The organism is Streptomyces milbemycinicus (genome assembly GCF_002154605.1).
GTDB lineage: Bacteria > Actinomycetota > Actinomycetes > Streptomycetales > Streptomycetaceae > Streptomyces > Streptomyces milbemycinicus.
Genome location: NZ_MUNE01000169.1, coordinates 1 through 23450, shown reverse-complemented (window position 1 = coordinate 23450; position 23450 = coordinate 1). Strand labels below are relative to the sequence as shown.

At 68.5% G+C, this 23450-nt stretch carries 22 protein-coding genes and 1 pseudogene; 16 read left to right on the top strand and 7 right to left on the bottom strand.

The genetic code is table 11. The features are described 5' to 3' along the window. Both CCN51_RS15065 and CCN51_RS15060 read left to right on the top strand, forming a co-directional pair. Positions 1 to 1588, top strand: a pseudogene (locus tag CCN51_RS15065) (ATP-binding SpoIIE family protein phosphatase); the annotation flags it as partial. 94 nt (positions 1589 to 1682) lie between these two features. After that, positions 1683 to 2402: a class I SAM-dependent methyltransferase gene (locus CCN51_RS15060; RefSeq protein ID WP_014175418.1), complete on the top strand. Its 720-nt coding sequence runs from the start codon at positions 1683 to 1685 to the stop codon at positions 2400 to 2402. Between the two features lie 9 nt (positions 2403 to 2411). Here the strand turns inward: CCN51_RS15060 and CCN51_RS15055 are convergent, their stop codons facing one another. Together CCN51_RS15055 and CCN51_RS15050 are read right to left on the bottom strand one after the other, a co-directional pair. Continuing rightward, positions 2412 to 4073, bottom strand: a complete 1662-nt coding sequence (locus tag CCN51_RS15055) for a CTP synthase (RefSeq protein ID WP_014175417.1) — start codon at positions 4071 to 4073, stop codon at positions 2412 to 2414. 112 nt (positions 4074 to 4185) lie between these two features. Next, entirely contained in the window at positions 4186 to 5199 is a 1014-nt protein-coding gene (locus CCN51_RS15050) for an Lrp/AsnC family transcriptional regulator (RefSeq protein WP_014175416.1), read from the bottom strand. Between the two features lie 411 nt (positions 5200 to 5610). Between CCN51_RS15050 and CCN51_RS15045 the strand changes: the two genes are divergently transcribed. From CCN51_RS15045 to CCN51_RS15020, 6 genes are all read left to right on the top strand, one after another. After that, on the top strand, positions 5611 to 6138 hold the full coding sequence (locus CCN51_RS15045) for a flavin reductase family protein (RefSeq protein ID WP_238545346.1): 528 nt from the start codon (positions 5611 to 5613) through the stop codon (positions 6136 to 6138). 84 nt (positions 6139 to 6222) lie between these two features. Next, entirely contained in the window at positions 6223 to 6768 is a 546-nt protein-coding gene (locus tag CCN51_RS15040) for a nucleoside 2-deoxyribosyltransferase (RefSeq protein ID WP_014175414.1), read from the top strand. Positions 6769 to 6859: 91 nt separating this feature from the next. Beyond that, positions 6860 to 7735: a beta/alpha barrel domain-containing protein gene (locus CCN51_RS15035; RefSeq protein ID WP_238545345.1), complete on the top strand. Its 876-nt coding sequence runs from the start codon at positions 6860 to 6862 to the stop codon at positions 7733 to 7735. Then, a complete protein-coding gene (locus CCN51_RS15030; RefSeq protein WP_014175412.1) occupies positions 7732 to 8553 on the top strand; it encodes a creatininase family protein in 822 nt (273 codons plus the stop codon). The genes CCN51_RS15035 and CCN51_RS15030 overlap by 4 nt, the downstream gene beginning before the upstream one ends. Further along, positions 8550 to 9863 carry an NtaA/DmoA family FMN-dependent monooxygenase gene (locus CCN51_RS15025; protein ID WP_014175411.1) on the top strand — a complete coding sequence of 438 codons (1314 nt, stop codon included), beginning with the start codon at positions 8550 to 8552 and terminating at the stop codon, positions 9861 to 9863. Before CCN51_RS15030 ends, CCN51_RS15025 begins: the two co-directional genes overlap by 4 nt. A 40-nt stretch (positions 9864 to 9903) precedes the next feature. Continuing rightward, positions 9904 to 10464, top strand: a complete 561-nt coding sequence (locus CCN51_RS15020; RefSeq protein ID WP_086859633.1) for a malonic semialdehyde reductase — start codon at positions 9904 to 9906, stop codon at positions 10462 to 10464. A 9-nt stretch (positions 10465 to 10473) separates the two neighbouring features. Here CCN51_RS15020 and CCN51_RS15015 read toward each other — a convergent pair whose 3' ends face one another. Next, positions 10474 to 10866 carry a winged helix-turn-helix transcriptional regulator gene (locus CCN51_RS15015; RefSeq protein ID WP_014175409.1) on the bottom strand — a complete coding sequence of 131 codons (393 nt, stop codon included), beginning with the start codon at positions 10864 to 10866 and terminating at the stop codon, positions 10474 to 10476. Between the two features lie 98 nt (positions 10867 to 10964). On the opposite strand from CCN51_RS15015, the gene CCN51_RS15010 reads away from it, so the two are divergent. Continuing rightward, entirely contained in the window at positions 10965 to 12527 is a 1563-nt protein-coding gene (locus tag CCN51_RS15010; RefSeq protein ID WP_014175408.1) for an MFS transporter, read from the top strand. Here the strand turns inward: CCN51_RS15010 and CCN51_RS15005 are convergent. After that, the gene (locus CCN51_RS15005) at positions 12463 to 14205 is read right to left on the bottom strand and encodes a glycosyltransferase family 39 protein (RefSeq protein WP_078610387.1); all 1743 of its coding nucleotides are present in this window, start codon (positions 14203 to 14205) and stop codon (positions 12463 to 12465) included. The genes CCN51_RS15010 and CCN51_RS15005 overlap by 65 nt on opposite strands. A gap of 151 nt (positions 14206 to 14356) precedes the next feature. Here CCN51_RS15005 and CCN51_RS15000 point away from each other — a divergent pair, with 151 nt between their 5' ends. Further along, complete coding sequence (locus tag CCN51_RS15000; RefSeq protein WP_014175404.1) at positions 14357 to 15034, top strand: response regulator transcription factor; 678 nt, start codon at positions 14357 to 14359, stop codon at positions 15032 to 15034. Then, positions 15024 to 16307, top strand: coding sequence for a sensor histidine kinase (locus tag CCN51_RS14995; RefSeq protein ID WP_014175403.1), 1284 nt, complete (start codon positions 15024 to 15026; stop codon positions 16305 to 16307). The genes CCN51_RS15000 and CCN51_RS14995 overlap by 11 nt, the downstream gene beginning before the upstream one ends. A 63-nt stretch (positions 16308 to 16370) precedes the next feature. Here the strand turns inward: CCN51_RS14995 and CCN51_RS14990 are convergent, their stop codons facing one another. Beyond that, complete coding sequence (locus CCN51_RS14990) at positions 16371 to 17480, bottom strand: sensor histidine kinase (protein WP_014175402.1); 1110 nt, start codon at positions 17478 to 17480, stop codon at positions 16371 to 16373. Positions 17481 to 17482: 2 nt separating this feature from the next. Then, positions 17483 to 18136: a response regulator transcription factor gene (locus CCN51_RS14985; RefSeq protein WP_014175401.1), complete on the bottom strand. Its 654-nt coding sequence runs from the start codon at positions 18134 to 18136 to the stop codon at positions 17483 to 17485. Between the two features lie 89 nt (positions 18137 to 18225). Between CCN51_RS14985 and CCN51_RS14980 the strand changes: the two genes are divergently transcribed. The 4 genes from CCN51_RS14980 to CCN51_RS54325 all read left to right on the top strand — a co-directional run bounded on the left by CCN51_RS14980 (position 18226) and on the right by CCN51_RS54325 (position 21652). Continuing rightward, positions 18226 to 19002: an ABC transporter ATP-binding protein gene (locus CCN51_RS14980; RefSeq protein ID WP_106436346.1), complete on the top strand. Its 777-nt coding sequence runs from the start codon at positions 18226 to 18228 to the stop codon at positions 19000 to 19002. Further along, entirely contained in the window at positions 18999 to 20033 is a 1035-nt protein-coding gene (locus CCN51_RS14975; RefSeq protein WP_014175399.1) for an ABC transporter permease subunit, read from the top strand. Before CCN51_RS14980 ends, CCN51_RS14975 begins: the two co-directional genes overlap by 4 nt. Positions 20034 to 20202: 169 nt before the next feature. Then, a complete protein-coding gene (locus CCN51_RS14970) occupies positions 20203 to 20517 on the top strand; it encodes a hypothetical protein (protein ID WP_014175398.1) in 315 nt (104 codons plus the stop codon). 4 nt (positions 20518 to 20521) lie between these two features. Then, on the top strand, positions 20522 to 21652 hold the full coding sequence (locus tag CCN51_RS54325) for a hypothetical protein (RefSeq protein ID WP_143675807.1): 1131 nt from the start codon (positions 20522 to 20524) through the stop codon (positions 21650 to 21652). On the opposite strand, the gene CCN51_RS14965 is transcribed toward CCN51_RS54325, so the two are convergent. Then, positions 21631 to 22488 (bottom strand): helix-turn-helix domain-containing protein, encoded by an 858-nt coding sequence (locus CCN51_RS14965; RefSeq protein WP_014175397.1) that lies wholly within the window; start codon positions 22486 to 22488, stop codon positions 21631 to 21633. The two genes, CCN51_RS54325 and CCN51_RS14965, sit on opposite strands and share 22 nt — an antisense overlap. A 131-nt stretch (positions 22489 to 22619) precedes the next feature. On the opposite strand from CCN51_RS14965, the gene CCN51_RS14960 reads away from it, so the two are divergent. Further along, positions 22620 to 23348, top strand: a complete 729-nt coding sequence (locus CCN51_RS14960) for an alpha/beta fold hydrolase (protein WP_014175396.1) — start codon at positions 22620 to 22622, stop codon at positions 23346 to 23348. Positions 23349 to 23450 lie beyond the last annotated feature (102 nt).

Here is a 23450-nt window from a genome sequence, read left to right as displayed (position 1 = left end):
GCCCGCACCATCCGCGAGGTCACCAGCGCCGCCGTGCCCCGCTTCGCGGACTTCGCCGGCACCCATCTGCGCGCCCAGGTGCTGGCCGGCGAGGGGTTCCCCGACGGTCCGCCCGACGTCACCACCATCTGGCACCGGGTGTGGGTCGAGCACAACGACGAACCGGGCCGCTGGGACGACACCGTGCCGGTCGGGGAGTCCATCGCCTTCCCCGAACACACGCCGTTCTTCCAGTGCATGGTCACCGGCGAGCCCGTGCTGATCCCGTACATCGACGATGCGCTGGGCGACCGGATCTCCGGGGAGTTCGAGAAGCGGGACCTGCGGCCGCTGATCAACGGGCGGTCGCTGCTGATCGTCCCGCTCAAGGCGCGCGATGTGGTGCTGGGCTTCATGGTGCTGATGCGCCGCGCGGGGCGGGAGCGGTTCCACGACATGGACCGTACGACGGGGGCCGAACTCGCTGCCCGCGCGGGCCTGGTGCTCGACAACTCCCGTATGTACACCTACCAGGAGAACGTCGCCGAGACGCTCCAGGACAGCATGCTGCCCCAGGTCACCCCGCGGNNGGGTCGGCGGCGACTGGTTCGACTGCGTCAAGCTGTCCGGCTCGCGCACCGCGCTCGTCGTCGGCGATGTGATGGGGCACGGCCTGAACGCCGCGGCGATGATGGGCCAGTTACGTACCGCCGTACAGACCATGGCCGCCCTCGACCTGCCGCCCGCCCAACTGCTGCGCAGCCTCGACGACCTGGCGCAGCGGCTCGGCGAGCACTACCTCGCCACCTGCCTCTACGCCGTCTACGACCCGATCCGCTCCGAACTGCTGATATCCAACGCGGGCCATATCCCACCCGTGTTGGTCCGCGCCCAGGACGGCCGCAGCGAACTGCTCGACCTGCCGACCGGAGCACCCATCGGGGTCGGCGGGGTGCCTTTCGAGACAGCCCTGATACGGGTGGCGCCCGGCGACCGCCTGGTGCTGTGCACCGACGGCCTGGTCGAGGTGCGCGGCCAGGACATAGGCGCCGGGCTCGCGGCGCTGTGCGAATCCGCCGCGCACCCCGCGGCGTCGATGGACGAGGCATGCGACACCATCATCCGAGCCCTCAACACCCAGGGCGGCCGCAAGGACGACGTGGCGCTGCTGATGGCCCGGCTGAACGGCATCCCGGCGGCGGACGTGGCGCAGTGGCGGCTCGCGCTGGAGCCGAGCGAAGTGGGCCGGGCCCGGCGGCTGGTGCGCGAGCGGCTGCTCGGATGGGGCCTGCCGGAGGCCGTGGAGACCGCGGAGCTGCTGGTCAGCGAGGTGGTGACCAATGCGATACGGCATGCCCACACCCACCATGTCGTGCTGCGTCTGGTGCGTACGGACGCGCTGCTGTGGGAGGTCTTCGACGACGACCACGAACTGCCGACGCTGCTGAGCGCGGGCCGCGACGACGAGACGGGGCGCGGGCTGCGAGTGGTCGGCGCCCTGGCGCGGGAGTGGGGCAGCAGCCGGTCGGCGGACGGCAAGACCGTCTGGTTCGAACAGAGCCTTCCGCGCCCGGCGCGCGCGGCGTGCGCGGGCGCGAATATCGCGTGAAGGAAGACGCCGGGCCCTTGTCCGGGCCCAGGGAGTGCCGGTAGTCACCTGGAGCGTACGGGCAAGAGGAGGCATCTACTCCGGGGAGCGGCGGATGAGCGTACCGGAGCGCTACAGGCAGGCGTGGGAGAGCTACTGGCAGAACACCTCGGACGCGCCGGGGGAGGCCATCTGGGACGCCGACCCGTCGCTGTCCGCGATCCCGCACCTCGCGCTGCTGGCCCCGCACGCCGACGCCACACTGCCGATCGCCGACCTCGGCTGCGGCAACGGCACCCAGACCCGCTATCTGGCCACCCGCTTCCCCCGCGCCATCGGCGTCGACCTCTCCCACGCGGCCATCGAACACGCGCGGCGCGCCGATACGGAGAAGGTGGCCGAGTTCGAACAACTCAGCCTGACCGACACCGCGCGGGTACGGGAACTCCACGAGCGGCTGGGCGACGTCAACGTCTATCTGCGCGCCGTCATCCACCAGAGCGACGCGCCCGACCGGCCGCCGGTCGCCGAGGCGGTGGCCACCCTGCTGGGGCGGCGCGGTCGGGCGTTCGTGGCCGAGCTGACCGAGGAGTCCAAGACCGTGCTACGGGAGGCCGCACAGAGTCCCGGCGGCCCGCCGCCCAAACTCCGCCGGGTGTTCGACCACGACCTGCGCCCCGCCGACGCGCGCACCGCCGAGGTGCCGGAGCTGCTGCGCGAGGCGGGGCTCACGGTGCTGGCCCACGGGCCCACCACCCTGCCGCAGACCGAGTACCGGGCGGACGGGACGCGGATCGACCTCCCGGCACACTGGTACGTGGTCGCCCGGGCTTGAGGGCTGTCCTTATGGGCAACCTGATGGGCCGCGCTGTTGTTCCACGGCGGCCTTGATCAAGCCGATGAACAGGGGATGCGGACGGGTGGGCCGGGAGCGCATCTCCGGATGCGACTGCGTACCCACCAGATACGGATGTATCTCGCGCGGATACTCCACATACTCCACCAGTCTGTCGTCCGGAGAGACGCCCGAGAACACCAGCCCCGCCTTCTTCTCCAGCTCGACCCGGTAGGCGTTGTTCACCTCGTACCGGTGCCGGTGCCGCTCTTCCACCCGGTCCCTTCCTCCGTACGCCTCCCACACGAGTGATCCCTGGGTCAGCTTCGCCGGGTACATCCCCAGGCGCATCGTGCCGCCCAGATCCCCCGAACCCTCGGTGATGTCCAACTGCTCCACCATGGTCGAGATCACCGGGTCCGCCGCGAGGGGGTCGAACTCCGTGGAGTACGCCCCCTCGATCCCGGCAGCGTTCCGCGCCGCCTCGATCACGATGCATTGAAGGCCCAGGCACAGTCCCAGCAACGGAATCCCCTGTTCCCGGGCATGGGCGATCGCACCCACCTTGCCCTCCACACCGCGCTCGCCGAAGCCACCCGGCACGCACACCGCGTCCGCGTCCGCCAGCTGCCGCTCCGCTCCCAGGGGAGTGCGGCAGTCATCGGCGGCGACCCACTTGATCCGAACCCGGACGCCATTGGCGAATCCGCCCGCTCGCAGGGCCTCGGTCACCGACAGATAGGCGTCCGGCAGGTCTATGTACTTTCCCACCAGCGCCACGACGACGTCATGCCGCGGCTCGTGGACGCGTCGCGACAGGTCGTCCCACTGCCGCCAGTTCACATCGCGGAACGGCAGGTCCAACCGCCGCACCACATAGGCGTCCAGCCCCTCCGCGTGGAGCACTCTGGGGATGTCGTAGATCGACTTCGCATCGACCGCCGCCACCACCGCCGCGTTGTCCACATCACACATCAGTGAGACCTTGCGCTTGATCGAGGCGGGCACCTCGCGGTCCGCGCGCAACACGATGGCGTCCGGCTGGATGCCGATGTTGCGCAGCGCGGCTACCGAATGCTGCGTCGGCTTGGTCTTCAGCTCTCCGGACGGACCGAGGTACGGCAGCAGGGAGATGTGCACCACGAACACATGGTCGCGGCCCACTTCGTGCCGTACCTGCCGCACGGCCTCCAGAAACGGCAGCGACTCGATGTCCCCCACCGTCCCTCCGACCTCGGTGATCACCACGTCCACATCGGGCGATGCCATCCCTCGGATCCGGCGTTTGATCTCATCGGTGATATGAGGGATCACCTGGACCGTGTCTCCCAGGTACTCTCCGCGCCGTTCCTTGGCGATCACGGAGGAGTACACCTGGCCGGTGGTCACATTGGCCGAACCGTCCAGGTCCACGTCCAGAAACCGCTCATAGTGGCCGATGTCCAGATCGGTCTCCGCCCCGTCGTCGGTGACGAAGACCTCGCCGTGCTGAAACGGATTCATGGTGCCCGGATCCACATTCAGATACGGATCCAGTTTCTGCATGGTCACTCGCAGGCCGCGTGCCTTCAGCAGGGCACCCAGACTGGATGCCGTCAGGCCCTTGCCGAGCGAGGAAGCCACGCCTCCGGTGACGAAGACATGCTTGACGGTCGGGACTTCCAGGCGCATGGCCACAATCGCTCCCGTGGTCGAAGAGGGGAAATGACGGCGCGCCGGGCATGCCGACGGTGCCGTGGTCACGCGACGGCGACGCCTGCCGAACGGTGCGGCCGGGAACGGCTCAGTGGCCTTCCCCGCCATGAGCGAACGTGCCGTCCTTGATCACAGAGCCGCGCTTGTAGGCGTGGGTGATGAGCTCGGTATCGACTTCGGTGATGTCGGCGAAGTGTGCCAGCCGTTCCCCCAGGAACCGGTAGAGGTCGGCCTCGTGTTTCAGACACACCTCGACGAGGAGGTTGTGGGCACCGGTGATGGCGGCGCAGTAACGCACTTCGGGGAGCGCGGCCAGTGCGGTGCCGACGGCCTCCACGCCTGCGGGGCGGACTTTCAGACACAGCTGGGCCTCGACGAGCAGGCCCAAAAGCGCCGGTTCGATCTCGGTGCGCAGATAAAGCATCTGACGTTCCAGCAGGGCGGTGACCCGGCGGCCGGCTGTGGCCACCGAGAAGTCGAGCTCCTTCGCCAGGCTGGTCAGGCTGATACGGGCGTTTTTGATGAGGGCCTCGGCCACCCGCTGATCGGTGGGGGAGATGGGGTACCGGTCCTTGGGCTTGCTGATGGGTTGAACCGCGCTTTCCCGGAGCAGTCTCCTCTCCTTTTCGGACAGCAGTGGGGCGTGCCATTCGGCCACGGTGGCGAATGTGCGGAGGGTGACGTATGCGTCCAGTCTCCTGACCGCAGAGATACCAGGGATTCCGTTCTGCATCAAGGAATGGAGTGTTCGCTCAGGTGACAGGATCACCTCGCACCAGAGCACATTGCCGCGCCCGCTGACCGTAATGACGCCCCGGAAGTCATTGCGGCTGACAAGTTCCTTTGCCATGCGGACCGACGCCCCACTCTCCACCTCGAGCCGGACGTGCACCGAACTGCCGAGCCCGCAGCGCATGACGTCGTACAGGGCCGTGGGGCGCACGATCCCGGACGCGGTGAGCCGTTGTATCCGACGGGCGACGGTTCGCTCGTGCTCGCCCAGGATCCGTCCTATTTCGCCGCATCCGGCCCGGGGATGGACCTGCAGAGCTGCCACCACGCGACGGTCGGCGTCGTCAAGCGTGTCGGAAGCGTTCATCATGGCGGGATTGTTTCAATTTCCCTAGCGTAATGACTAGCCCTGTTGTCGGATCTCATCACGTCGTGCAGAATCGTCTCCCGTTGGGTGTCACTGAGTGTCAACCGGAACCGCTTGATCGGGCAGTGACCTGAGGAGGCGTGACAGGTGCGGAGCACACCGCTCGGCTGCACGCGGGCGGCGCCCTGTCCGGGCGCGTGCCGACCGATCGAGGCGCACCGGCGCCGATGTCAAGGCCCCATGTGTTCCTGACGCATTCCTGCTTCGCCTGAGATCGGCCATCCGTACGGGGCCCAATTGACCGGGTGGGAAGCGGGTGCCATGCTCGTCGCCCTGTTGGGCCGATTTCCTGGAAACCGAGAACAAAAGCGCCGATGCAACCGCTCCAGCCGTCTATGCCGGTGAGGATGGAAATTGTCTGGCGAGAAGAGTTCAACGGTGGTTCAGCAACATTTCACCGAACAAGCGATGCGGTCGGTTCTCGGGCATTTCTGTTCGGGAGTGACGGTGGTCACCGCGATGGGCCGTGCCGGTCCGCTGGGGTTCACCTGCCAAGCCTTTTCCTCACTTTCGCTTCGTCCGCCGCAGGTGCTGCTGTGCCCCAGCCTCACCTCGACGACCTGGCCTGCCATCAGCGAATGCGGCCGGTTTTGTGTCAACGTTCTCGCGCAGTCGCAGAGCCTGCTCAGTGAGCGATTCGCCCAGTCCGGAGGCGATAAATTCCACGGAGTGCGGTGGACCACCTCGTCTCACGGCTCGCCCCGGCTGACGGGCGCCGTCGCCTGGCTGGATTGCGAAGTACACGCGGAGTACGACGGAGGCGACCACCTCATCGTCAGGGGCGACATCCGCTCGCTGGAAGCGGCCCCCGCCGCCCGGCCGCTGCTGTACTACCGGGGCCGTTACACCGGCCTCGCCGAGGAGGCGTTCGGCGCCTCCTGAGTGGTCATCCGCCTTCCCCGATCCACAGTCCTGGGGCACCCATGCCCCGGAGAGCGAAACCGCACCTCACGGAGGAGTACCAGCATGCAAGACATTCCCACCCCCACCGGTCTGCTCGCCGGCCTCGACGTGTTCGTCGGCGGACCGATCCAGCACGCCATCCTGTCCAACGGCTTCGCCGGCGACCTGCAGGACGCGATCTCCAGGGCCATCGACGTGGTCCGGGAAAACGGGGGAAACGTCTTCTCGGCACATGTGGTCGAGAAGTTCGGGGCGGAGACGGCCGCCTTCACGCCGGAGCAGGTCTCCGTGCGCGACTTCCGTTGGATGAAGAAGTGCGACGTCTTCGTGCCCGTACTCCCCCTGTTACCCGATCGGACACTGCGCCGGACCGATGGCACACACGTCGAGCTGGGCTGGGCCACCGCGCTGGGGCGCCCCATCGTCATCGTCACCAAGCAGCCCTTCGTGGACTCCGCGAGCCATCTGCTGAAGGGCCTGCACCGGGTCGGCTCGGTGTGGACGGTCGACTTCGACGAGTTCACCGAGAAGCCGAGTCTGCTGATCGAGGCGGTACTCGCCGCGACAGAACGCCAGCGGGAGGCGATCAGCGCGGGCATCGTCGCGTAACCCCGGCCCCGTCCGGACGGCAGGGCCCGGTGTCCTGCCCTCACCCCCGGAACACGCCCCCTCGTTCGCCGCACCTCCGACGGAGAACCAAGTGTCCGACGTGACAATAATGGGCCTGAGCCTCAAGAACCCCGTGATCGTTGGGTCCGGGCTGCTCACCGACCAAGAACGCAACATTCGTACGCTGCTCGCCGCGGGAGCGGGCGCGGTCGTCACCAAGACGATTCACCCCAACCCCCCGAAGGACCTGGACGAGAGAATCCTGCGCCTTCCGGTCGGGATGATCAACAGCACCACCTACTCCAAGAGGTCGGTCGACCACTGGCTGAAGGTGCTGCGCTCGCTGACCGAGGACCAACTCCCCATCATCGCCTCCCTCCACGCGGACACCCCGTCCGAGCTGGGCGATCTCGCGGCGCAGGTCCAAGGCACCGGATGCCGGGCGCTCGAGCTGGGCATCTCCTGCCTGAACGAGGAGTCGGGGCTGGAGGACGACAACCCGGACCGGGTGTACGCCTACACCTCAGAGACCCGCGCCCGGACCTCCCTGCCCCTGTCGGTCAAGCTGGCCATCGGGGAGGGCCTGGAGGACCGGGTACGTGCCGCGATCGCGGGTGGGGCCGACGCCATCACCGTCAGCGACACCATCTCCGGTGCGGCGGTGTCCCCGGACACCGGCGAGCTGGAACTGGGAGGGGTCTTCGGCTACTCGGGCCCGGGCATCAAGCCACTGGTCCTGGCGGCCATCTGGCGGCTCCGCAAACGGGGCTTCGTCCTGCCCATCATGGGCGTAGGAGGCATTTCCTCCGGCCGGGACGTGGCCGACTACCTGCACGTCGGCGCCAATGTGACTCAGGTGTACACGGCCCTCCACACCGACATGCGGGCCACGCTCCAGCGGATCGTGACCGAGGCCGAGCAGGCGATCCCGCGCACCGCCGAGTTACCGCTGGGGGTGGCCACATGACGCGCGTCGCGCCGAGCCTGGCGGATCTGACGAGCACCCAGGTCAGGGACGTGCTGCGGGGCCGCACCCTCGTCTGGCCGATCGGAGCCACCGAGCAGCACGGGCCGCACCTGCCGCTCTCCGTGGACTCCGTCCTCGCGGAGGAGTTCGCCGCCGAGATCGCGGCCGAATTGGACGGCTTCACTGTTCCCGTGCAGTCTATCGGCGCCCGGTCCCTGCCGCAGAGCGGAGGCGGGCTGTCCTTTCCCGGCACCGTGTACGTGGGTGGCGAAACCCTGATCCGGTTTCTCGCCGAAACCCTCCGGTCGCTGGCCGGCCTGCCGTTCGCACGACTCATCGTGGTCAACGGCCACTATGAGAACGAGCCGTTCATCTTCGAAGCGCTCGATCAGATACGGCAACAGGGGGACTTCGGCCACCGGGAGGTCATCGCCTTCAGCTGGTGGAGCATGGTGCAGGACTCCTGGCTCGCCGCCGAGGTCGGCGACTTCCCCGGCTGGCACGCCGAGCACGCCGGCCTCACCGAGACCAGCCTGATGCTGCATCTGCGGCCGGACCTGGTGACCGACACACGGCTGGACCACGACCGTCCGCCGCGCAGCGGCGTCTACCTGCACCCCATCGATCTGGCCCAGACCACCAACCAAGGGATCCTGTCCTCGACCTCCGGATCCAGCGCGGACCTGGGCGAAAAGCTGTTCCGGCATGTGATCGCGGAATCCGTCGCCATGGTGCGGGAAGGGGAAGGGCTGCTCTTCGCCCGGACCAGACCGGACCGGCGGTGGCGGGCCAAGGTGAGCGAAGGGAGGCAGTCATGAGCGGTAAATTCCATCTGGCTTTTATCTTCAACTTCACCCCGGACGACTGGCAGGGCCCGTTCGGGACGGGCGGCTCGCCGTGGAGTGGCGCGTTCCATACGGAGGTCGCCCAGGCTCTGGAGCGCGCCTGCTTCGACTACGTCATCGTCGAGGACAAGCTCATGGTCCCGGAGAGCTACGGCGGCTCCAGGGAGGCGGCGCTGAAGCAGGCCATGGTGGTGCCCAAGCACGATCCCGTGCCGCTGGCCGTCGCGATGGGTCTGGCGACCTCGCACCTGGGGATCGTGGCGACCCTGTCCACCCTGGCCTATCCGCCGTTCATGACCGCGCGTCTGGCCTCGACGATGGACAGCATGCTGGGCGGGCGCTTCGGCTGGAACATCGTCACCAGCGCCGAGGACCTGGCCGCGCAGAACTTCGGGATGGAGAAGCTGCCGCCGCGCGACGTCCGCTACGAGATGGCGGACGAATACGTCGACGTGGTCAAGCAACTCTTCGCGTCCTGGGACAAGGACGCGGTGGTCCTCGACCGGGAGAACGGCGTCTACGCCGACCACACCAAGGTCCGCCCCATCCACTTCAAGGGCAAGCACTTCAGTGTGCGGGGCCCGCTGAACACTGTTCCCTCTCCCCAGCACCGACCCGCGTTCGTCCAGGCGGGTGCCTCTCCGCGCGGGAAGGTGTTCGCGGCGCGCAACGCCGATTCGATCATCGCGATCGCCAGCGGCGTCGAGACCATGAAGAAATTCCGTGACGACGTCCGCCGGCACGCCAAGGACATCGGGCGGGACCCCGCTGAGATCAAGGTCCTGTTCTGTGTCACACCCACGCTGGGCGAGACCGAGCAGGACGCGCGGGAAAAGCAGGCGCGCATGGTCTCCTCACCGGAGTTCATCCAGGACATCCTCGCGCAGACCTCCGCCCTGACGGAGATCGACTTCGCGCAATTCGACCTGGACAAGCCCCTGCCCCACAAATTGGAGACCAACGGCGAGCAGGGCTCGCTGGACAAGCTTCAGCAGTGGGGCAGCGGCAAGACGCTGCGCGAACTCGTCGTGGACGGCGCGGGCGGGCTGGTGTCCTCGGTCGACCTGGTCGGGACGCCGGACCAGGTGGCGGAGCGGATGGGCGAGGTGATGGAAGAGGTGGGCGGAGACGGTTTCATGCTGACCACTCCGCTGCTGCGGCTGAACCGCCGCTACATCGCCGAGGTCACCGACGGGCTGATCCCCGCGCTGCAACGCCGGGGGCTGACCCGGACGGCGTACACCCCCGGCCGCACCCTCCGGGAAAACCTCATGGAGTTCTGAGCGAAGGCGCGAAGGCCCACCCCTTCGCGCCGCGCAGAATCTGCTCTTCCGCCAGGCCCACACCGCACACGCCTTCACTGACGAGCCGGTGCCCGACGAGACCGTCGAAGAGATCTACGATCTGGTCAAATACGGCCCGACGGCATTCAACCAGCAACCCCTGCGCGTGCTGCTGCTACGGTCCCCGGAAAGCCGCGAAAGGCTGCTGCCGCATCTGTCGAGGGGTAATCGGGACAAGACCGAGCGGGCCCCACTGGTCGCCGTACTGGCCGTCGACCACGAGTTTCACCGGGAACTTCCGGAACAATTCCCCGCGCTGCCCGGGGCAAAGGACCTCTTTTACGGCGACCGCGAGGTGCGGGAGCGGTCCGCCGCCGTGAACGGCGCACTGCAGGCCGCGTATTTCATCGTCGGCATCCGTGCCGCCGGGCTGGCCGCCGGGCCGATGACCGGGTTCGACGCGGCCGGTGTCAACGCGGAGTTCTTCGCCGACGGGGAGCACTCCGTGCTGGCCGTGGTCAACATCGGCAGGCCGAAGGCGGACGGTCTGCGCCCGCGTGGGCCCCGGCTGGAGTACCACCAGGTCTTCTCCAGCATCTGAGGCCCCAGGTCACACGGCGGCTCGGTCCTCCCGGGCGGCCGTCGTCCGCCCCTGTGAGGCGGCCGGGCCCGCCGCGTGGACGCCGCGGTACCAGCGCCCCCACGCGTCCAGCAGTCCGGCGATGTCGTCCAGGCTGCGCCCGACCTCGGTGAGTGAATACTCGACTTTCGGGGGGACCTCGCGATACACGGTGCGGGTGACCAGCCCGTCGGCTTCCAATTCCCTCAGCTGGCGGGTGAGCATGCGCTGGGTGATACGCGGCAGCGCGCGCCTGAGTTCCCCGAAACGCTGCGTTCCGCTCAGCAACTGCTTGAGAATGGCCAGTTTCCAGCGGCCGCCCAGAACTTCCATCGCGATCTCGATGGAGCAATAGTCCGGTGAATCGGTGATGTCGTCTCGCATCGCCTGCCGCCTCTACCTCGGATGGTATACATCATGATACTAGGGCACATCATTGACCGTACTTGTGTATGGGATCAGTACGCCACGATAGTGCGGATATGACGAACAGTGAAGCGTCCGTCCACGCCATGCGGGAGACCGAACAGCCGCCCTTGCCGAGCCGGATTCGGTGGCTTGTTCTGGCGGTCCTTTCCACCAGTTTGCTGCTGTGCGGAATCGATCTGACGGTGCTCCACGTGGCGGTACCCAGCATGAGCCAGGACCTCCGGCCCAACGCCGTGGAACTGCTGTGGATCGTCGACATCTACTCGCTGACCCTGGCTTCCCTGCTGGTCACCTGCGGCACGCTCGGCGACCGCGTCGGGCGCAAACGCATGGTGCTGAGCGGCTTCGCCCTGTTCGGCCTGGCCTCGGCCGGTGCGGCCCTGTCGGGCTCGACGCCTCAGCTGATCGCCGCGCGCATCGCCCTCGGTATCGGCGCCGCGATGATCATGGCGTCCACGGTGGCCATCATCAGGGTGGTCTTCACCGACGCCCGCGAGCGGGCGATCGCCATCGGGATCTGGACCTCCGCCCACAGCGTGGGCGCGACGCTCGGGCCGCTGGTCGGCGGGCTGGTCACCGAACGGTGGGGGTGGGGCGCGGTGTTCTTGATCAACGTGCCCATTGTCGCGGTCATTCTCGCCGTGGGAGCCCGGGTCATCCCGGAATCCAAGAACCCCACCCCGCGCCACTGGGATCTGGCCAGCGTCGCGCTGTCCATCGTCGGACTGGGATGCGTCGTCTACGCGCTCAAGCAGGCCGGTGAGACCCTGAAGGTCAACGGTGTCATGCTCGCCGTCGCCATCGGCGGAATGGTGCTCCTCTTCGTCTTCGTCCGGCGGCAGCGCCGGCTGGCCGAGCCGCTGCTGGACTTCTCGCTCTTCGCCGACCGCCGCTTCTCCACCGCCACCATCTGCGTCATCGGCTGCTTCGGCAGCTATGTGGCCCTGCTGTTCTTCCTCACCCAATGGTTCCAGCAGGTGGGCGAGTACTCCCCGGTGCGAGCGGGGCTGGCCCTGATGCCGCTGGCGGCCGCCAACGCCGTCGGTGCCACAACCGCTCCCTGGGTGTCGGCACGGTGGGGAAACCGCTGGGCGCTGACCGGAGCCCTCGCGGTGTTCTCCGCCGCCCTCGGCTATCTGGCGGTGGTCAGCGACGCCTCGAACTACGGCCCGCTGGTGGTCCCGCTGCTGGTGGCCGGATACGGGGCCGGGGTGGTGATGACGCTCGGCGCGGACTCCATCATGGGCGCGGCCCAGCCGGAGCGCTCGGGCGAGGCCGCCGCGATCCAGGAAACCTCCTTCGAACTCGGGGCGGGCCTGGGCGTGGCGGTGCTGGGCACCGTGCTGACCGCCGTCTACCGGACCGAACTGCCCGATGTCCCCGGGCTGTCCTCCGGCCAGCAGGAAGCCGCCGAGGACACCTTCGCCGAGGCGGAGGACGTGATGCACACGCTCGACGCGGACACCGCGCACCGCCTGCTCGACGCCGCACAGCAGGCATACGACCGCGGATTCACCGCGGTGACCGCCATCGCCTCGGTCGGGGTGCTGATCACCGCCGCGCTGGCCGCCGTGCTCCTGCGCTCGCGGCGTCCGGGCGAAGCGCGCGCAGAGTGATGACCGTGGCCGTGCCGAGGGAGCCTTCGGTGGGGATCGTACGGGTCGTGGTGGCGCGCCCGCCGATGAGACGGCGCAACGACGCGGGGCCGGGCTGCAACCGGCCCCGTTCGAAGAGAATGAGGCTCACCTCGGCCCCGGAGGCCGGGGCCATGCGCCGGTACTGGCCGAAGGTGACCGCGTCGCAGCCGGAGTACCAGCCGAGGTCGGGCTCGTAGCCGGTGACCAGCAGACAGGGCCGGTCACCGGTGAGCTGCCGGGCCACGGCGAGAGTCGAGACGCGCTGGGCGGTGGGGCCCGGCATTGCGTCGTGTGCCACGTACTGCGCGGTCGCGGGCACGGTGACGGCGGCCAGTGCGGCGATGGCGGTCAGCACGGCCTGGGACCAGCGGCCGGCCGACTCGGCGAGGGTCTGCACGCCGAGGACGGTCAGCAGGACGACGGGCAGATAGACGAAGCGGGGCTCGCCGTCCGTCGCCACCCCCAGCACGATGAAGGTGAGCACGGCGGACATGCCGAGGAACACGCGGCTCCGGTCGCAGGGCCGCGAAGTCGCCGCCCCCGTACGCCGGTTGCCACGGCGCCGCCGGATCGCGGCGCCCAGCCCCCACAGCCCCGCGGCCATGACGACGCCGCCGAGGTCGCCGGCCAGCCGGTACGGGAAGACGGACAGGTAGTACAGGAGACCGTCGCCCACATAGGCCCGGCCGGCATGTTCGGTCGCGGAGAAGACCAGGCCGAGGGGGCTGCCGGTGACGTCGGTGGCGTAGATGAAGTGGGGTATCAGCCCGGCGAGCAGGACACCTGCGCACAGGGCCAGTCGGCGCCCCTGGGCCAGCCAGGCCCGGGGACCGTAGGCGAGGACCGCGGCGACGGCGACGGCTGCGAGGGTGCCCACCACGCCGTACCGCAGATAGAAGGCCGCGAGCGCCGGGAGGGGCAGGACGAGCAGTGCACGTGAACCGGGCTTCTCCTGCGCGCGGACGAGCAGATAGACCACGATCAGGAGCAGGCCCGTGGCGCCGATGTCATTGAGGAACAGCGGAACGCGGCGCAGGAAACCCAGTCCGCTGAGGAGCAGAAGTGTCGCCACCACGGCCCGCCGGGGAGTGGTCAGCCGAGCGGCGACCAGATAGGTCGCGGTGAGGGTGAACAGGGTCAGGAGCAGTGCCACCACCCGGAGCGCCCCGACGTCGTCGTGCACGGCCAGGGCGATCCGGCCGAGCGCGGGGAGTCCCACCGGACGGTAGGTGTCCCAGCCCGCGTCCGGGGTGCCGTCGAGCCAGGAGCGGGCCTTGTTGCCGTACACCGCCTCCTCATGACCGATCAGCGGCTCGTGGTCCTGAAGAGCGGCCCATACGGCGGCGGCCATGGCCAGGACCGCGGCGGCGCCCGCCCACGCGGGTATTCGGCTCAGCCGGCCTGTGGCACGTACGACCACGGGCGGCGGAGCGGGCACCGCCCGCAGGCCCCGCAGGGCGAGCAGCCACGCCGGGGCGGCGACCAGCAGCCAGGGCCAGGGCTGCCCGCCGACGACACCCACCGCGTGCAGCACCTGCTGTACGACGGCGGCGAGCGTCGTCACCACGGCCACCACCGGAGCCACCCGTCGGCCACGGGGCGTTCTGACTTCTTCGCCGCGCACCGGGACGGGGCTGAGGACAGGGGCGATGGTCACAGGTCACCTCAAAGGCCGGAAAGCAGGCAGGGGACAGGCAGGGAACAGACGGGGAACGGGCCCGATGGTCACCCGGAGCTGCTGAGACGACGCTGAAGGATCCTGAAGACCTCTTCAGGGACCGCGGGAACGGCCGTGAATACTTAGTCCGGTGCGGCTACTGGTGGTGGAAGACGAGGAAGGGCTCGCGATCGCCCTGAAAAGGGGCCTGGAAGCGGCCGGATACGCGGTGGACGTGGCCCATGACGGCCTGATCGGGCTGCACATGGCGCGCCAGAACCCGTATCAGGCGATCGTTCTCGACATCATGCTGCCCGGCCTGAACGGATACCGGGTCTGCGCCAGGCTCCGTGCGGAGGACATCGAGACGCCCATCCTCATGCTGACCGCCAAGAACGGCGAGTACGACGAGGCCGAGGCGCTGGACACCGGCGCCGACGACTTCCTGGCCAAGCCCTTCTCCTATGTGGTGCTCGAGGCCCGGCTGCGGGCCCTGCTCCGCCGCGGCGGCGCCCGGACCCGCACCGTGCTGCGCATCGGGGACCTGTGGATAGACCCGGCGGGCCGGTCCAGCGGCCGTGGCGATGTCCAGTTCAGGCTGACCGCCAAGGAGTTCGCGGTGCTGGAATGCCTTGCGCGGCGGGCCGGTGAAGTGGTCCCCAAGATAGACATCGTCGATCAGGTCTGGTCGGCGGATTTCGAAGGTGATCTGAACATCGTCGAGGTGTACGTGAGCGCCCTGCGCCGGAAGATCGACACGCCTTTCGGCCGTGCGTCGATCGAGACAGTACGAGGCATCGGCTACCGCATGACCGGCCATGGAGTCTGAAGCGCCGAACAGCCGGGCGGTACGCACTCCGCGCAAGGCGGTTGCGCCGCACGTACGCGCCGCCGTACGGGCCGGGCTCACCGCGGCCTGGCTGCTCATCACGGTCGCCGTATGTCTCCCGTCCATGGATGTCCTGGAGCTGGTACGCAGGCCCGAGGTCGAGGGCCCGGCCGTCATGCTGATCCTCGGCGCCACGGTGTGGGCGCTCGCACGGCCCGCCCGACAGGCGCTGTCCCTGCGGCTGCGCGTCGCGCTCGTGGTCGGCGCCGCCACCGCCCTCCTCTTCGCCGCCGAACTCTGGTGGTCGGTCCAGACCGGCGGATCCGCGTTCGGCTACCTGGCCGGCCTCGGGTGGGGCCTGGCGTTCTGGGGACCCCTCGCCGTCGTGATCCTCGCCGTCATCGCGTGGACGGCGGCGGACCGGGCGCTGCGCCCCGTCGAGGCCATCCGCCGGGAACTCGAGGACATCACGGCCCGGTCGCTGGGCCGCCGGGTGCCGGTCTCGTCCTCGGGCTCGGCCGATGAAATCGCCCGGCTCGCACGCACCATCAATACGACCCTGGACCGGCTGGAGCGGTCGGCCGAACTCCAGCAGCGGTTCATCGCCGACGCCTCCCACGAGCTGCGCAGCCCCCTCGCCGGGCTGCGGGCCTCTCTCGAATCGTCACTGACGCACCCGGACGGCGTCGACTGGGAGGCCCGGGTACGCGACGCCCTCCGGGACATCGTGCGGCTCCAGAACCTCAGCCACGACCTGCTGCTCCTGGCCCAGTTGGACGGCGGCGCGCCCGCCGCCGACACGAAGGTCAATCTCACCGACCTCGCCCACGATCTGGTCGTGGAACACCGCCATCTGCGCCACCCCCGCGCGCTCGACATCCGCTGCGTCGCCGACGACCCGCCGGTCTGGGTCCGGGGCAGTGACACCCAGCTCGAACGGCTGCTGCGCAATCTGCTGGGCAACGCCTGCCGTTACGCCCGCACCACGGTCGAGATCACGGTCGGTACCGAGCGCCGCCACGAGGACAGGGACACCGTCGTGTTCGAGGTCCGCGACGACGGCCCCGGAATCCCCGCGGCGGACCGGGAACGGGTCTTCACACGCTTCAGCCGGCTGGAGGACGCCCGCACCCGAAAGTCCGGCGGGGCAGGGCTCGGCCTCGCCATCGCCCGCGAGATCGCGGTCCGCCATGGCGGCACCCTCCACTTCGCGGACACGGCGCACGGGACGTGTGCCGTCGGGCGGCTGCCGTCGGCGACGGCCCCGCCGTGACCGCCGCGAGAACGCAGGGCTCCGATCGCCGCGCGAGACGGCGGCGGTGGCCGACGCGCTGGTCTACGTGCCCTGAGCGGTCTCGAAGGTGACCTGCACGGTGAGGCCGCCGTGTACCCGGGCGTGCGCGGTGAGTGTGGCGCCGTGGGCGGTGGCGATGGCTCGTACGATGGAGAGCCCCAGTCCCTGGTGACCGTCGTCGGCTGTGCGGTGCAGGCGCTGGAAGGGTTCGAAGAGTTCGTCGACCTTTTCCGGCGGTACGACCGGGCCCGTGTTGGCGATGCGCAGCACGGCCGTGCCGTTGCTGTGCCCGGTGCTGATCTCCACCCGGCCCCGGTCCACGTTGTAGTGCAGGGCGTTGTCGCAGAGGTTGGCCACAAGCCGGTCGACCAGGGCCGGGTCGCCGACGACCGGCGCCGGCTCGAGCACCGCGTCGATTTCCACATCCTCACGGCCGCGATCCTCCAGCGTTCGCGCCACCACCGAGGCCAGGTCGAACGGCTCGTCGCGGTCGCGCACATGGGCGCTGCCGGCCAGGGTCAGCAGCGACTCCAGCAGCCGGGTGCGCTGCTCGTTGATGGCCAGCAGCCGTTCGAAGTTGGCCCGGAACGACGCCACGTCCGCGGCCGGGTCCATGAGCGGCTCCTCGAGCAGCGCATGCTCGACGGTCAGCGGCGTGCGCAGTTCATGGGCGGCGTTGGCGACGAACCGCTTGTGCGCGTCGAGCGCCACTTCGAGCCGGCCGAGCAGCCCGTCAATGGTGCCGGCGAGGTTCTTCAGCTCGTCCTCCGGCCCTGTGGGCATGAGCCGTTCGTGCACGTTGTGGTCGGAGATCTGCCGCAGCCGCTCGGTCATGGTGCGCACCGGGCGCAGCATTCGGCCGGCGATCAGCCAGCCCAGTGCCAGCGAGATGAGCCCCAGAATGATCAGCGCGGCGGTTGGCAGGACCAGATCGATCTGGGGCTGGTCCGGCCGTTGCTCGGCGTGGTTCGGCACTCTGGTGCCCGGCGGGAGCGGGTCTGCCGGCACGGCCTGGTTGTCGCGCGGGATGAAGCCGATGTCGCCCGGCAAGTGTCGCGCGAGCGTGTACATGATGGCCAGCAGGAGCGCGCCCGAGACGACCGACATCAGGCAGTGCAGCAGGGTGAGCCGCAGGCGCAGACGGGACGGCATGGTCAGATCCGGTAGCCGGCGCGCGGCACGGTCTCGATGAGCGGGGGGTCGCCGAGCTTGGCGCGCAGCCGGTTCATCGTCGCCTTGACGGTCGTGGTGAAGGGGTCGGCCGCCTCGTCCCAGACCCGGTCGAGCAGTTCCTCGGCCGAGACCACCCGGTTGTGGTTGGCCAGCAGGTATTCCAGCACGGCGAACTCCTTCGGGCTCAGTGGCAGGCGCGCACCGGCTCGGGTGGCGATGCGCTGGGCCGGGTCGAGTCTGAGTTCGCCGTGGACCAGCACGGGCGGGGTCGCCCGCTGGGTGCGCCGGGCGACCGCGCGGATACGCGCCACGAGCTCGGCGTACGCGAACGGCTTGGGCAGGTAGTCGTCGGCGCCGAGGCCCAGGCCCTCGACCCGCTCGGCGACGGTGCCGGAGGCGGTGAGCATCAGCACCCGGGCCGGCGCCTCCGCCGCCATGAGCGTGCGGCACACCTGGTCGCCGTGTACGACCGGCAGGTCGCGGTCGAGCACGACCACGTCGTAGTCGACGATCGCGGTGCGCTCCAGGGCATCGGCCCCGTCGTAGGCGACATCGACGGCCATGCCCTCGCGACGCAGCACCCTCGCCACCGAGTCGGCGAGGGTGCGCTGATCTTCGACCACCAGTACCCGCATGAGCGCTGAGGGTAGCTCGGCCACCCGTCACAGCCGGGTCACAACGGCGCGGACCGTCCCGTGACCGGCGGCTGGTTAGAACGGTCGCCATGACAACAGCAGTTATCGAAACCGAGCAGCTGGGCATGCGGTACGGGCGCCGCGTCGCCCTCACCGAGTGCACCTTGCACGTCCCGGCCGGGCGGGTTGTCGGGCTGGTGGGGCCGAACGGCGCCGGCAAGTCCACCTTCCTCGGCCTGACCGGCGGCCTGCTCACCCCGACGTCCGGGCGGATCGCCGTGCTCGGGCACCGGCCAGGCGACGGCGCGGCCCAGCTCGCCGACGTCGCATTCGTCGCCCAGGACGCGCCGCTGTACCCGAGCCTGACCGTCGCCGACCACCTGCGCTTGGGTGCCCGGCTGAACCCGCGGTGGGACCAGCCGTACGCCGAGGCACGGATCAAGCGGCTCGGCCTCGACCCAGGGCAGAAGGCCGGCCGGCTCTCCGGCGGGCAGCGAGCCCAGCTCGCGCTGACCCTGGCCGCGGCCAAGCGTGCGCAGCTGCTGATCCTCGACGAGCCGGTCGCCTCGCTCGACCCGCTGGCCCGGCGGATGTTCCTGCAGGACCTGCAGGAGTTCGTGGCCGAGGTCGAGGTGAGCGTGGTGCTGTCCTCGCACCTGCTCAGCGACCTGGCGCGAGTCTGCGACCACCTCATTGTGCTGTCCGCTGCCCATGTGCAACTGGCCGGGGACGTGTCCTCGTTGCTGGCCGGGCATTCGCGCGTGACCGAGGGCGACGGTGAACGCATCGTGCCGAAGCCGGACGGCAGGCCGGTGGACCTGGAGGATCTGGTGCTCGCGTACATGGCCGGCGAGGTTGTCCGATGACCTGGGTGACGTGGCGGCAGTTCCGCGCGACGGCGTTGTTCATGCTCGCGGGATGTGCGGTGTACGCGCTGGTCCTGTGGATCGTGGGCTACTCGATGCGCCACGCCTACAACGCGGAGATCCTGGGCTGCCGGCTGGCGGACGGCTGCAAGCTCGCCGATGAGAAAAGCGCCTTCCTGCGGGAATACACGGGCACGGTGAATGCGGTGCAAGCAGTCCTGCTCCTGCTGCCGGCCGTCATCGGCGCGTTCTGGGGCGCACCACTGCTGGCCCGCGAGTTCGAGGCGGGCACGCAGCGGCTGGCCTGGACCCAGAGCGTGACCCGGCGGCGCTGGCTGGCTGTGAAACTGCTGCTGCCGGGTCTTTCGGCGCTGGTGTTGACCGCCGCGCTCAGTCTCCTGCTGACCTGGTCCGTCAGCCGGTACGACCTGGTGGAAGGCAACCGATTCACCCCGTTGTCGTTCGCCTCGCGGGGCGTCGTGCCGGTCGGGTACGCGCTCTTCGCGTTCGCGCTCGGCACCACGGCCGGGCTCTTCCTGCGCCGGACCGTGCCGGCGATGGCGGTGACGCTGCTGGCGGTCGGTGCGGTGCTGGTCCTCGCGCCGGAACTCGTGCGGCCCCATCTGCGCCCGCCGGTGACCTACTCGGTGGCCTACGACGAAAATGTCCGCGACTACAACGCGGACGTGGCCCTCGGCGGGCGCGACCACCCGGCTTTCATCGTCGGGTACGAGGTGCCCGGCGCCCTCATGCTCAGCCACATCTCGGACCTGCGAACCGAGTCCGGCCGACTGGTCTACCGGTCGACGATCCAGGACTGCCTGGACCAGGCCGCCAAGTCGAGGTCCAGGGCCGAAGGAGCGGCCGGGGTCGACGAATGCATGACCGCCAAGCACCTGCACTTCGACGTGACCCTGCAACCGGCCGACCGGTACTGGTCGTTCCAGTGGATCGAGCTCGGCGGCTACCTGGTGCTGACGGCTGTGCTGGGCAGTCTCGCGTACTGGCGGATCAAACACGTGCGCGCATGAGTCGGCCGCTCCCCGCACAATGGCAACTTGGCGCAACACGCAGGCGTGAAGGGGCGGACTCCTGCTGTTCATTGCACGGAAGGTCAAGAGCTGTGCGCTGGGCATCAATGACATTCCGGCACCCTGATGACACAGTTGCCATTTCTATTGAGGTGAGGAGGCCAGGGTAGTGGCTGACCCGAAGCAGGTCGTATACGACTTCAATGCTGCGGATGCGCTGAGCAAAGCGCTTGGCCTGGCGTACGACAAAATTACAGCGCTCGCAGAGCTGCGCGCAGGGCAACGCACGGCGCAGTTGGAGCAGGTCGGTAGGGAATGGCGAGGCGGGAAGCGTCAGCAGTTCGACTCCGAGTTCAATGCCCAGCAAGCGGCACTGGGCAGGCTCGCCAAGGAAGTAATCGGCATCCAGGCCAAGGTCAACCACGCAACCGATCAGGCAAATAAGGCCCGTGCGGCTCTCCTCAAGAATCCCGAAGGAAACTGAGCGCATGGGTAAAGCAGCTGCGGTTCCGCAAAATCTCTATAACTATTCCGACAAGACGACCGGTGCCGCCCGGGACCTGAAAGGGTGGGTTACCGGCGTGTTGTCTCCGGCGATCTCGTCCTACCAGGCAGGCGCGAAGGACTTCGGAAACGACATCAGCAATCTGACCATCGCGCGGTGGGGGCCGAGCGGAGGTGCCGTGGACGGCGAGGTGCTCAATGACCTGGGAGCGATTGCCGCCACCGATGCCGAGGTCAAGGCTGTTGGCAAGGCATTCGAAGTGGCTGGGGGCGGCGGCGGGGCGCAAGTATTCAACCAGGGCTTGCTGCCTTCAAGCGGGCTCGTCGTCACGACGGATGACAGGGTCAATCAGACACGTGAACTGGCCGACGTATACGATAAATACTTCGGTGCGATACCTCACATGTCGTCGCAGACAACGACATGGGTCCGCCCGTTGAGTGGCAATCATGGGGTCATCCTCGGCCGGTTCTTCATCCCGTACGAAACGGGGGCATTCGGCGTTCTGGAGGGTGACAAACGCTCATTCTCGGCTAATCCGAACGCTCCGTACCGTATAGCCTTCGCATGGGATACGGCCACCGGAAAAATCACCTACACCGTCACCCCGTCGGTGGAGCTCAAAGGCGGCCACATGGTGGGAAGGACATACATACCACCCTCGAAGGAAACGATTCCGGCAAAGGGTATCGGCAATGGCTTCTGGGAGAACAAGGTCAAGGTTTACCTGGACAACAACGGTTCCCTCCAGGTGAAGTACAAGGGTATCAACAGTAAAATGCCTGTTTTTGCCGTGAACGGGGACATCGGAGTCAAGTTGAATGATTCGGGTGGCTCCCAGGTCAAGCTCGAGGGTGATGCGTACCCGAACTTCGAGCTGCTTCAGTATCGTGCGGGTCACCCGCCCCAGTTCCTGGCGCAGTCGAAAACCCGGGAGAACCCGGGGAATGCTATCGAGCCCGGCCTGAACTCGACGCCTCATTGGCCGGCCGGCCAACGGAAAGAGGCGTGGGACAACGGGAAACGCGTATCGTTCGACAATTCTCCTGTTGAGACTCCGAATACGCATATCTGGAGGGAGCCGGGGCCGCCTCAGCCGCGAACGGTGTCTTGAGATGCGGCCGGTGCCTGGATGGCGGAGGCGAGGAGCGCGAGTTTGTCGGCGCTATCGCTGCCCGGGTCCGGGTGGAAGGCGATGAGCGTCTGGCCTGCCGCGCCGCCGATGCCCAGCCGCTCCTGGTTCAACCGCAGGCGACCGACCTGGGGGTGGTCGATGCACTTGGTCGTGCCTTCGCACACCACTACGTCATGGCGGGCCCACAGCCTGCTGAAGCGGGGGCTGGCGAGGGAGAGCTCACCGACGAGCTCGATGAAGCGGGGGTCGTCCGTATCGGTCCCGACGGCCTCGCGGAAACCGGCCACCATGCCCACGATGGCGTTCTCCCAGTCCGGGTAGAGGGCCCGCTCGGCCGGATCCAGGAACGCGTCCAGCAGGCGGTTGCCTCCCACCGTCAGGCGCGGTGACACGGCAGTCGCCAAGGCGTTGGCGGCGAGCACATCGAAGTAGCGGCCCTCGACGTACGCGGGCAGCGGGAGCGCCGCCACGAGCTTGGCGATGCCCGCAGGGACGGTCTCCTTCCGGCGCGGGCGTCGGCGTCGCTGCCGTCGGGGTTTGTCGGCGCCAAGGCGCAGCAGGTACGCAGTAGCGCCGTCGTCGAGCTGGAGTACGCGCGCAAGGGACTCCAGGACCTGTACGGAGGGGTTGCGGTCGCGGCCCTGCTCCAGGCGCAGGTAGTAGTCGGCACTGATCCCGGCGAGCATCGCGACCTCCTCCCGGCGCAGGCCCGGCACGCGCCGTACCCCCACTACGGGGATACCGACCTGTTCAGGAGTGACGAGCTCACGGCGGGCGCGTACGTAATCGCCCAGCAGGTTCTGTTCGTCCGCCATCTCCTCACCGTAATGCGCACCGGGTGCGTGTGCCTGGCCCTGTCACCCCCAGGATCGCGGGGGCTCTGGCTCGGCCGGAGCCCCGTCGGCAGCGTGGTCAGCCGACAGCAACAACACCAAGGAGCGAAACCATGGCCACGTATCTGCTGGTACACGGCGCCTGGCACAGCGGCCAGTGCTGGGAGCGGGTGGTCCCGCTGCTCGCGTCGGCGGGACACCGCGTGTCCGCGCCGACGCTGACCGGCTACGGCGAGAAGGTGCATCTGCTCAGCCCCGAGGTGGGGCTCGACACGCACGTTGATGACGTCGTCAGGCTGATCACCGAGGGGGCCATGACTGAGGTGATCCTCGTGGGCCACAGCTACGCCGGGCTGGTCATCTCGTCCGCGGCCAACCAAATCCCGGACCGCATCGCGCATTTGGTCTACCTCGACGCGATGGTCCCCGAGGACGGTGAGACCGCGGTCGATGTCCTCCCTGTCGCCCAGGCCCAGATCGACCGCGCTCTCCAGTCCGACAGCGGCTGGCGCATCCCGCCGCTCCCTGAGTTTCCGCCGCCCATGGGCCTGTTCGGGGTCACCGACCCGGCTGACGTCGCCTGGCTGCGCACGATGCTGTCGGACCAGCCCGTACGCTGCCTCCAGCAACCGGTCCGACTGGACAACCCGGCGGTGGACGCGATCCCCCGGACGCACATCCACTGTGTTGTCGGCGAGCCCGAAGGCATTACCCGGCGCCCGGTCCCCGCAATACAGCCCAACGGCGACCCGGCCCAGGTGTGGGAGCTGGCGACCGGCCACGACTGCATGATCACCGCGCCGGTCGAGCTCACCGATCTCTTGCTGAAGCTCGGCTACTGAGGTTTTCGGTTCGGGTTGACTGCTGTGTGCTGCCGGCTTCGCGGGTGGCTTCGCTTCGCTTCGCCTGTGCCTACGCCGTCGTCTCGCGGCATTCGGTTCGGG

Excerpts from the sequence above, each read along its gene's own strand:
- CCN51_RS15060 (WP_014175418.1), top strand. The coding sequence starts at position 1,683 with ATGAGCGTACCGGAGCGCTACAGGCAGGCGTGGGAGAGCTACTGGCAG.
- CCN51_RS15055 (WP_014175417.1), bottom strand. The coding sequence starts at position 4,073 with ATGCGCCTGGAAGTCCCGACCGTCAAGCATGTCTTCGTCACCGGAGGC.
- CCN51_RS15050 (WP_014175416.1), bottom strand. The coding sequence starts at position 5,199 with ATGATGAACGCTTCCGACACGCTTGACGACGCCGACCGTCGCGTGGTG.
- CCN51_RS15040 (WP_014175414.1), top strand. The coding sequence starts at position 6,223 with ATGCAAGACATTCCCACCCCCACCGGTCTGCTCGCCGGCCTCGACGTG.
- CCN51_RS15030 (WP_014175412.1), top strand. The coding sequence starts at position 7,732 with ATGACGCGCGTCGCGCCGAGCCTGGCGGATCTGACGAGCACCCAGGTC.
- CCN51_RS15025 (WP_014175411.1), top strand. The coding sequence starts at position 8,550 with ATGAGCGGTAAATTCCATCTGGCTTTTATCTTCAACTTCACCCCGGAC.
- CCN51_RS15015 (WP_014175409.1), bottom strand. The coding sequence starts at position 10,866 with ATGCGAGACGACATCACCGATTCACCGGACTATTGCTCCATCGAGATC.
- CCN51_RS15010 (WP_014175408.1), top strand. The coding sequence starts at position 10,965 with ATGACGAACAGTGAAGCGTCCGTCCACGCCATGCGGGAGACCGAACAG.
- CCN51_RS14995 (WP_014175403.1), top strand. The coding sequence starts at position 15,024 with ATGGAGTCTGAAGCGCCGAACAGCCGGGCGGTACGCACTCCGCGCAAG.
- CCN51_RS14990 (WP_014175402.1), bottom strand. The coding sequence starts at position 17,480 with ATGCCGTCCCGTCTGCGCCTGCGGCTCACCCTGCTGCACTGCCTGATG.
- CCN51_RS14985 (WP_014175401.1), bottom strand. The coding sequence starts at position 18,136 with ATGCGGGTACTGGTGGTCGAAGATCAGCGCACCCTCGCCGACTCGGTG.
- CCN51_RS14980 (WP_106436346.1), top strand. The coding sequence starts at position 18,226 with ATGACAACAGCAGTTATCGAAACCGAGCAGCTGGGCATGCGGTACGGG.
- CCN51_RS14975 (WP_014175399.1), top strand. The coding sequence starts at position 18,999 with ATGACCTGGGTGACGTGGCGGCAGTTCCGCGCGACGGCGTTGTTCATG.
- CCN51_RS54325 (WP_143675807.1), top strand. The coding sequence starts at position 20,522 with ATGGGTAAAGCAGCTGCGGTTCCGCAAAATCTCTATAACTATTCCGAC.
- CCN51_RS14965 (WP_014175397.1), bottom strand. The coding sequence starts at position 22,488 with ATGGCGGACGAACAGAACCTGCTGGGCGATTACGTACGCGCCCGCCGT.
- CCN51_RS14960 (WP_014175396.1), top strand. The coding sequence starts at position 22,620 with ATGGCCACGTATCTGCTGGTACACGGCGCCTGGCACAGCGGCCAGTGC.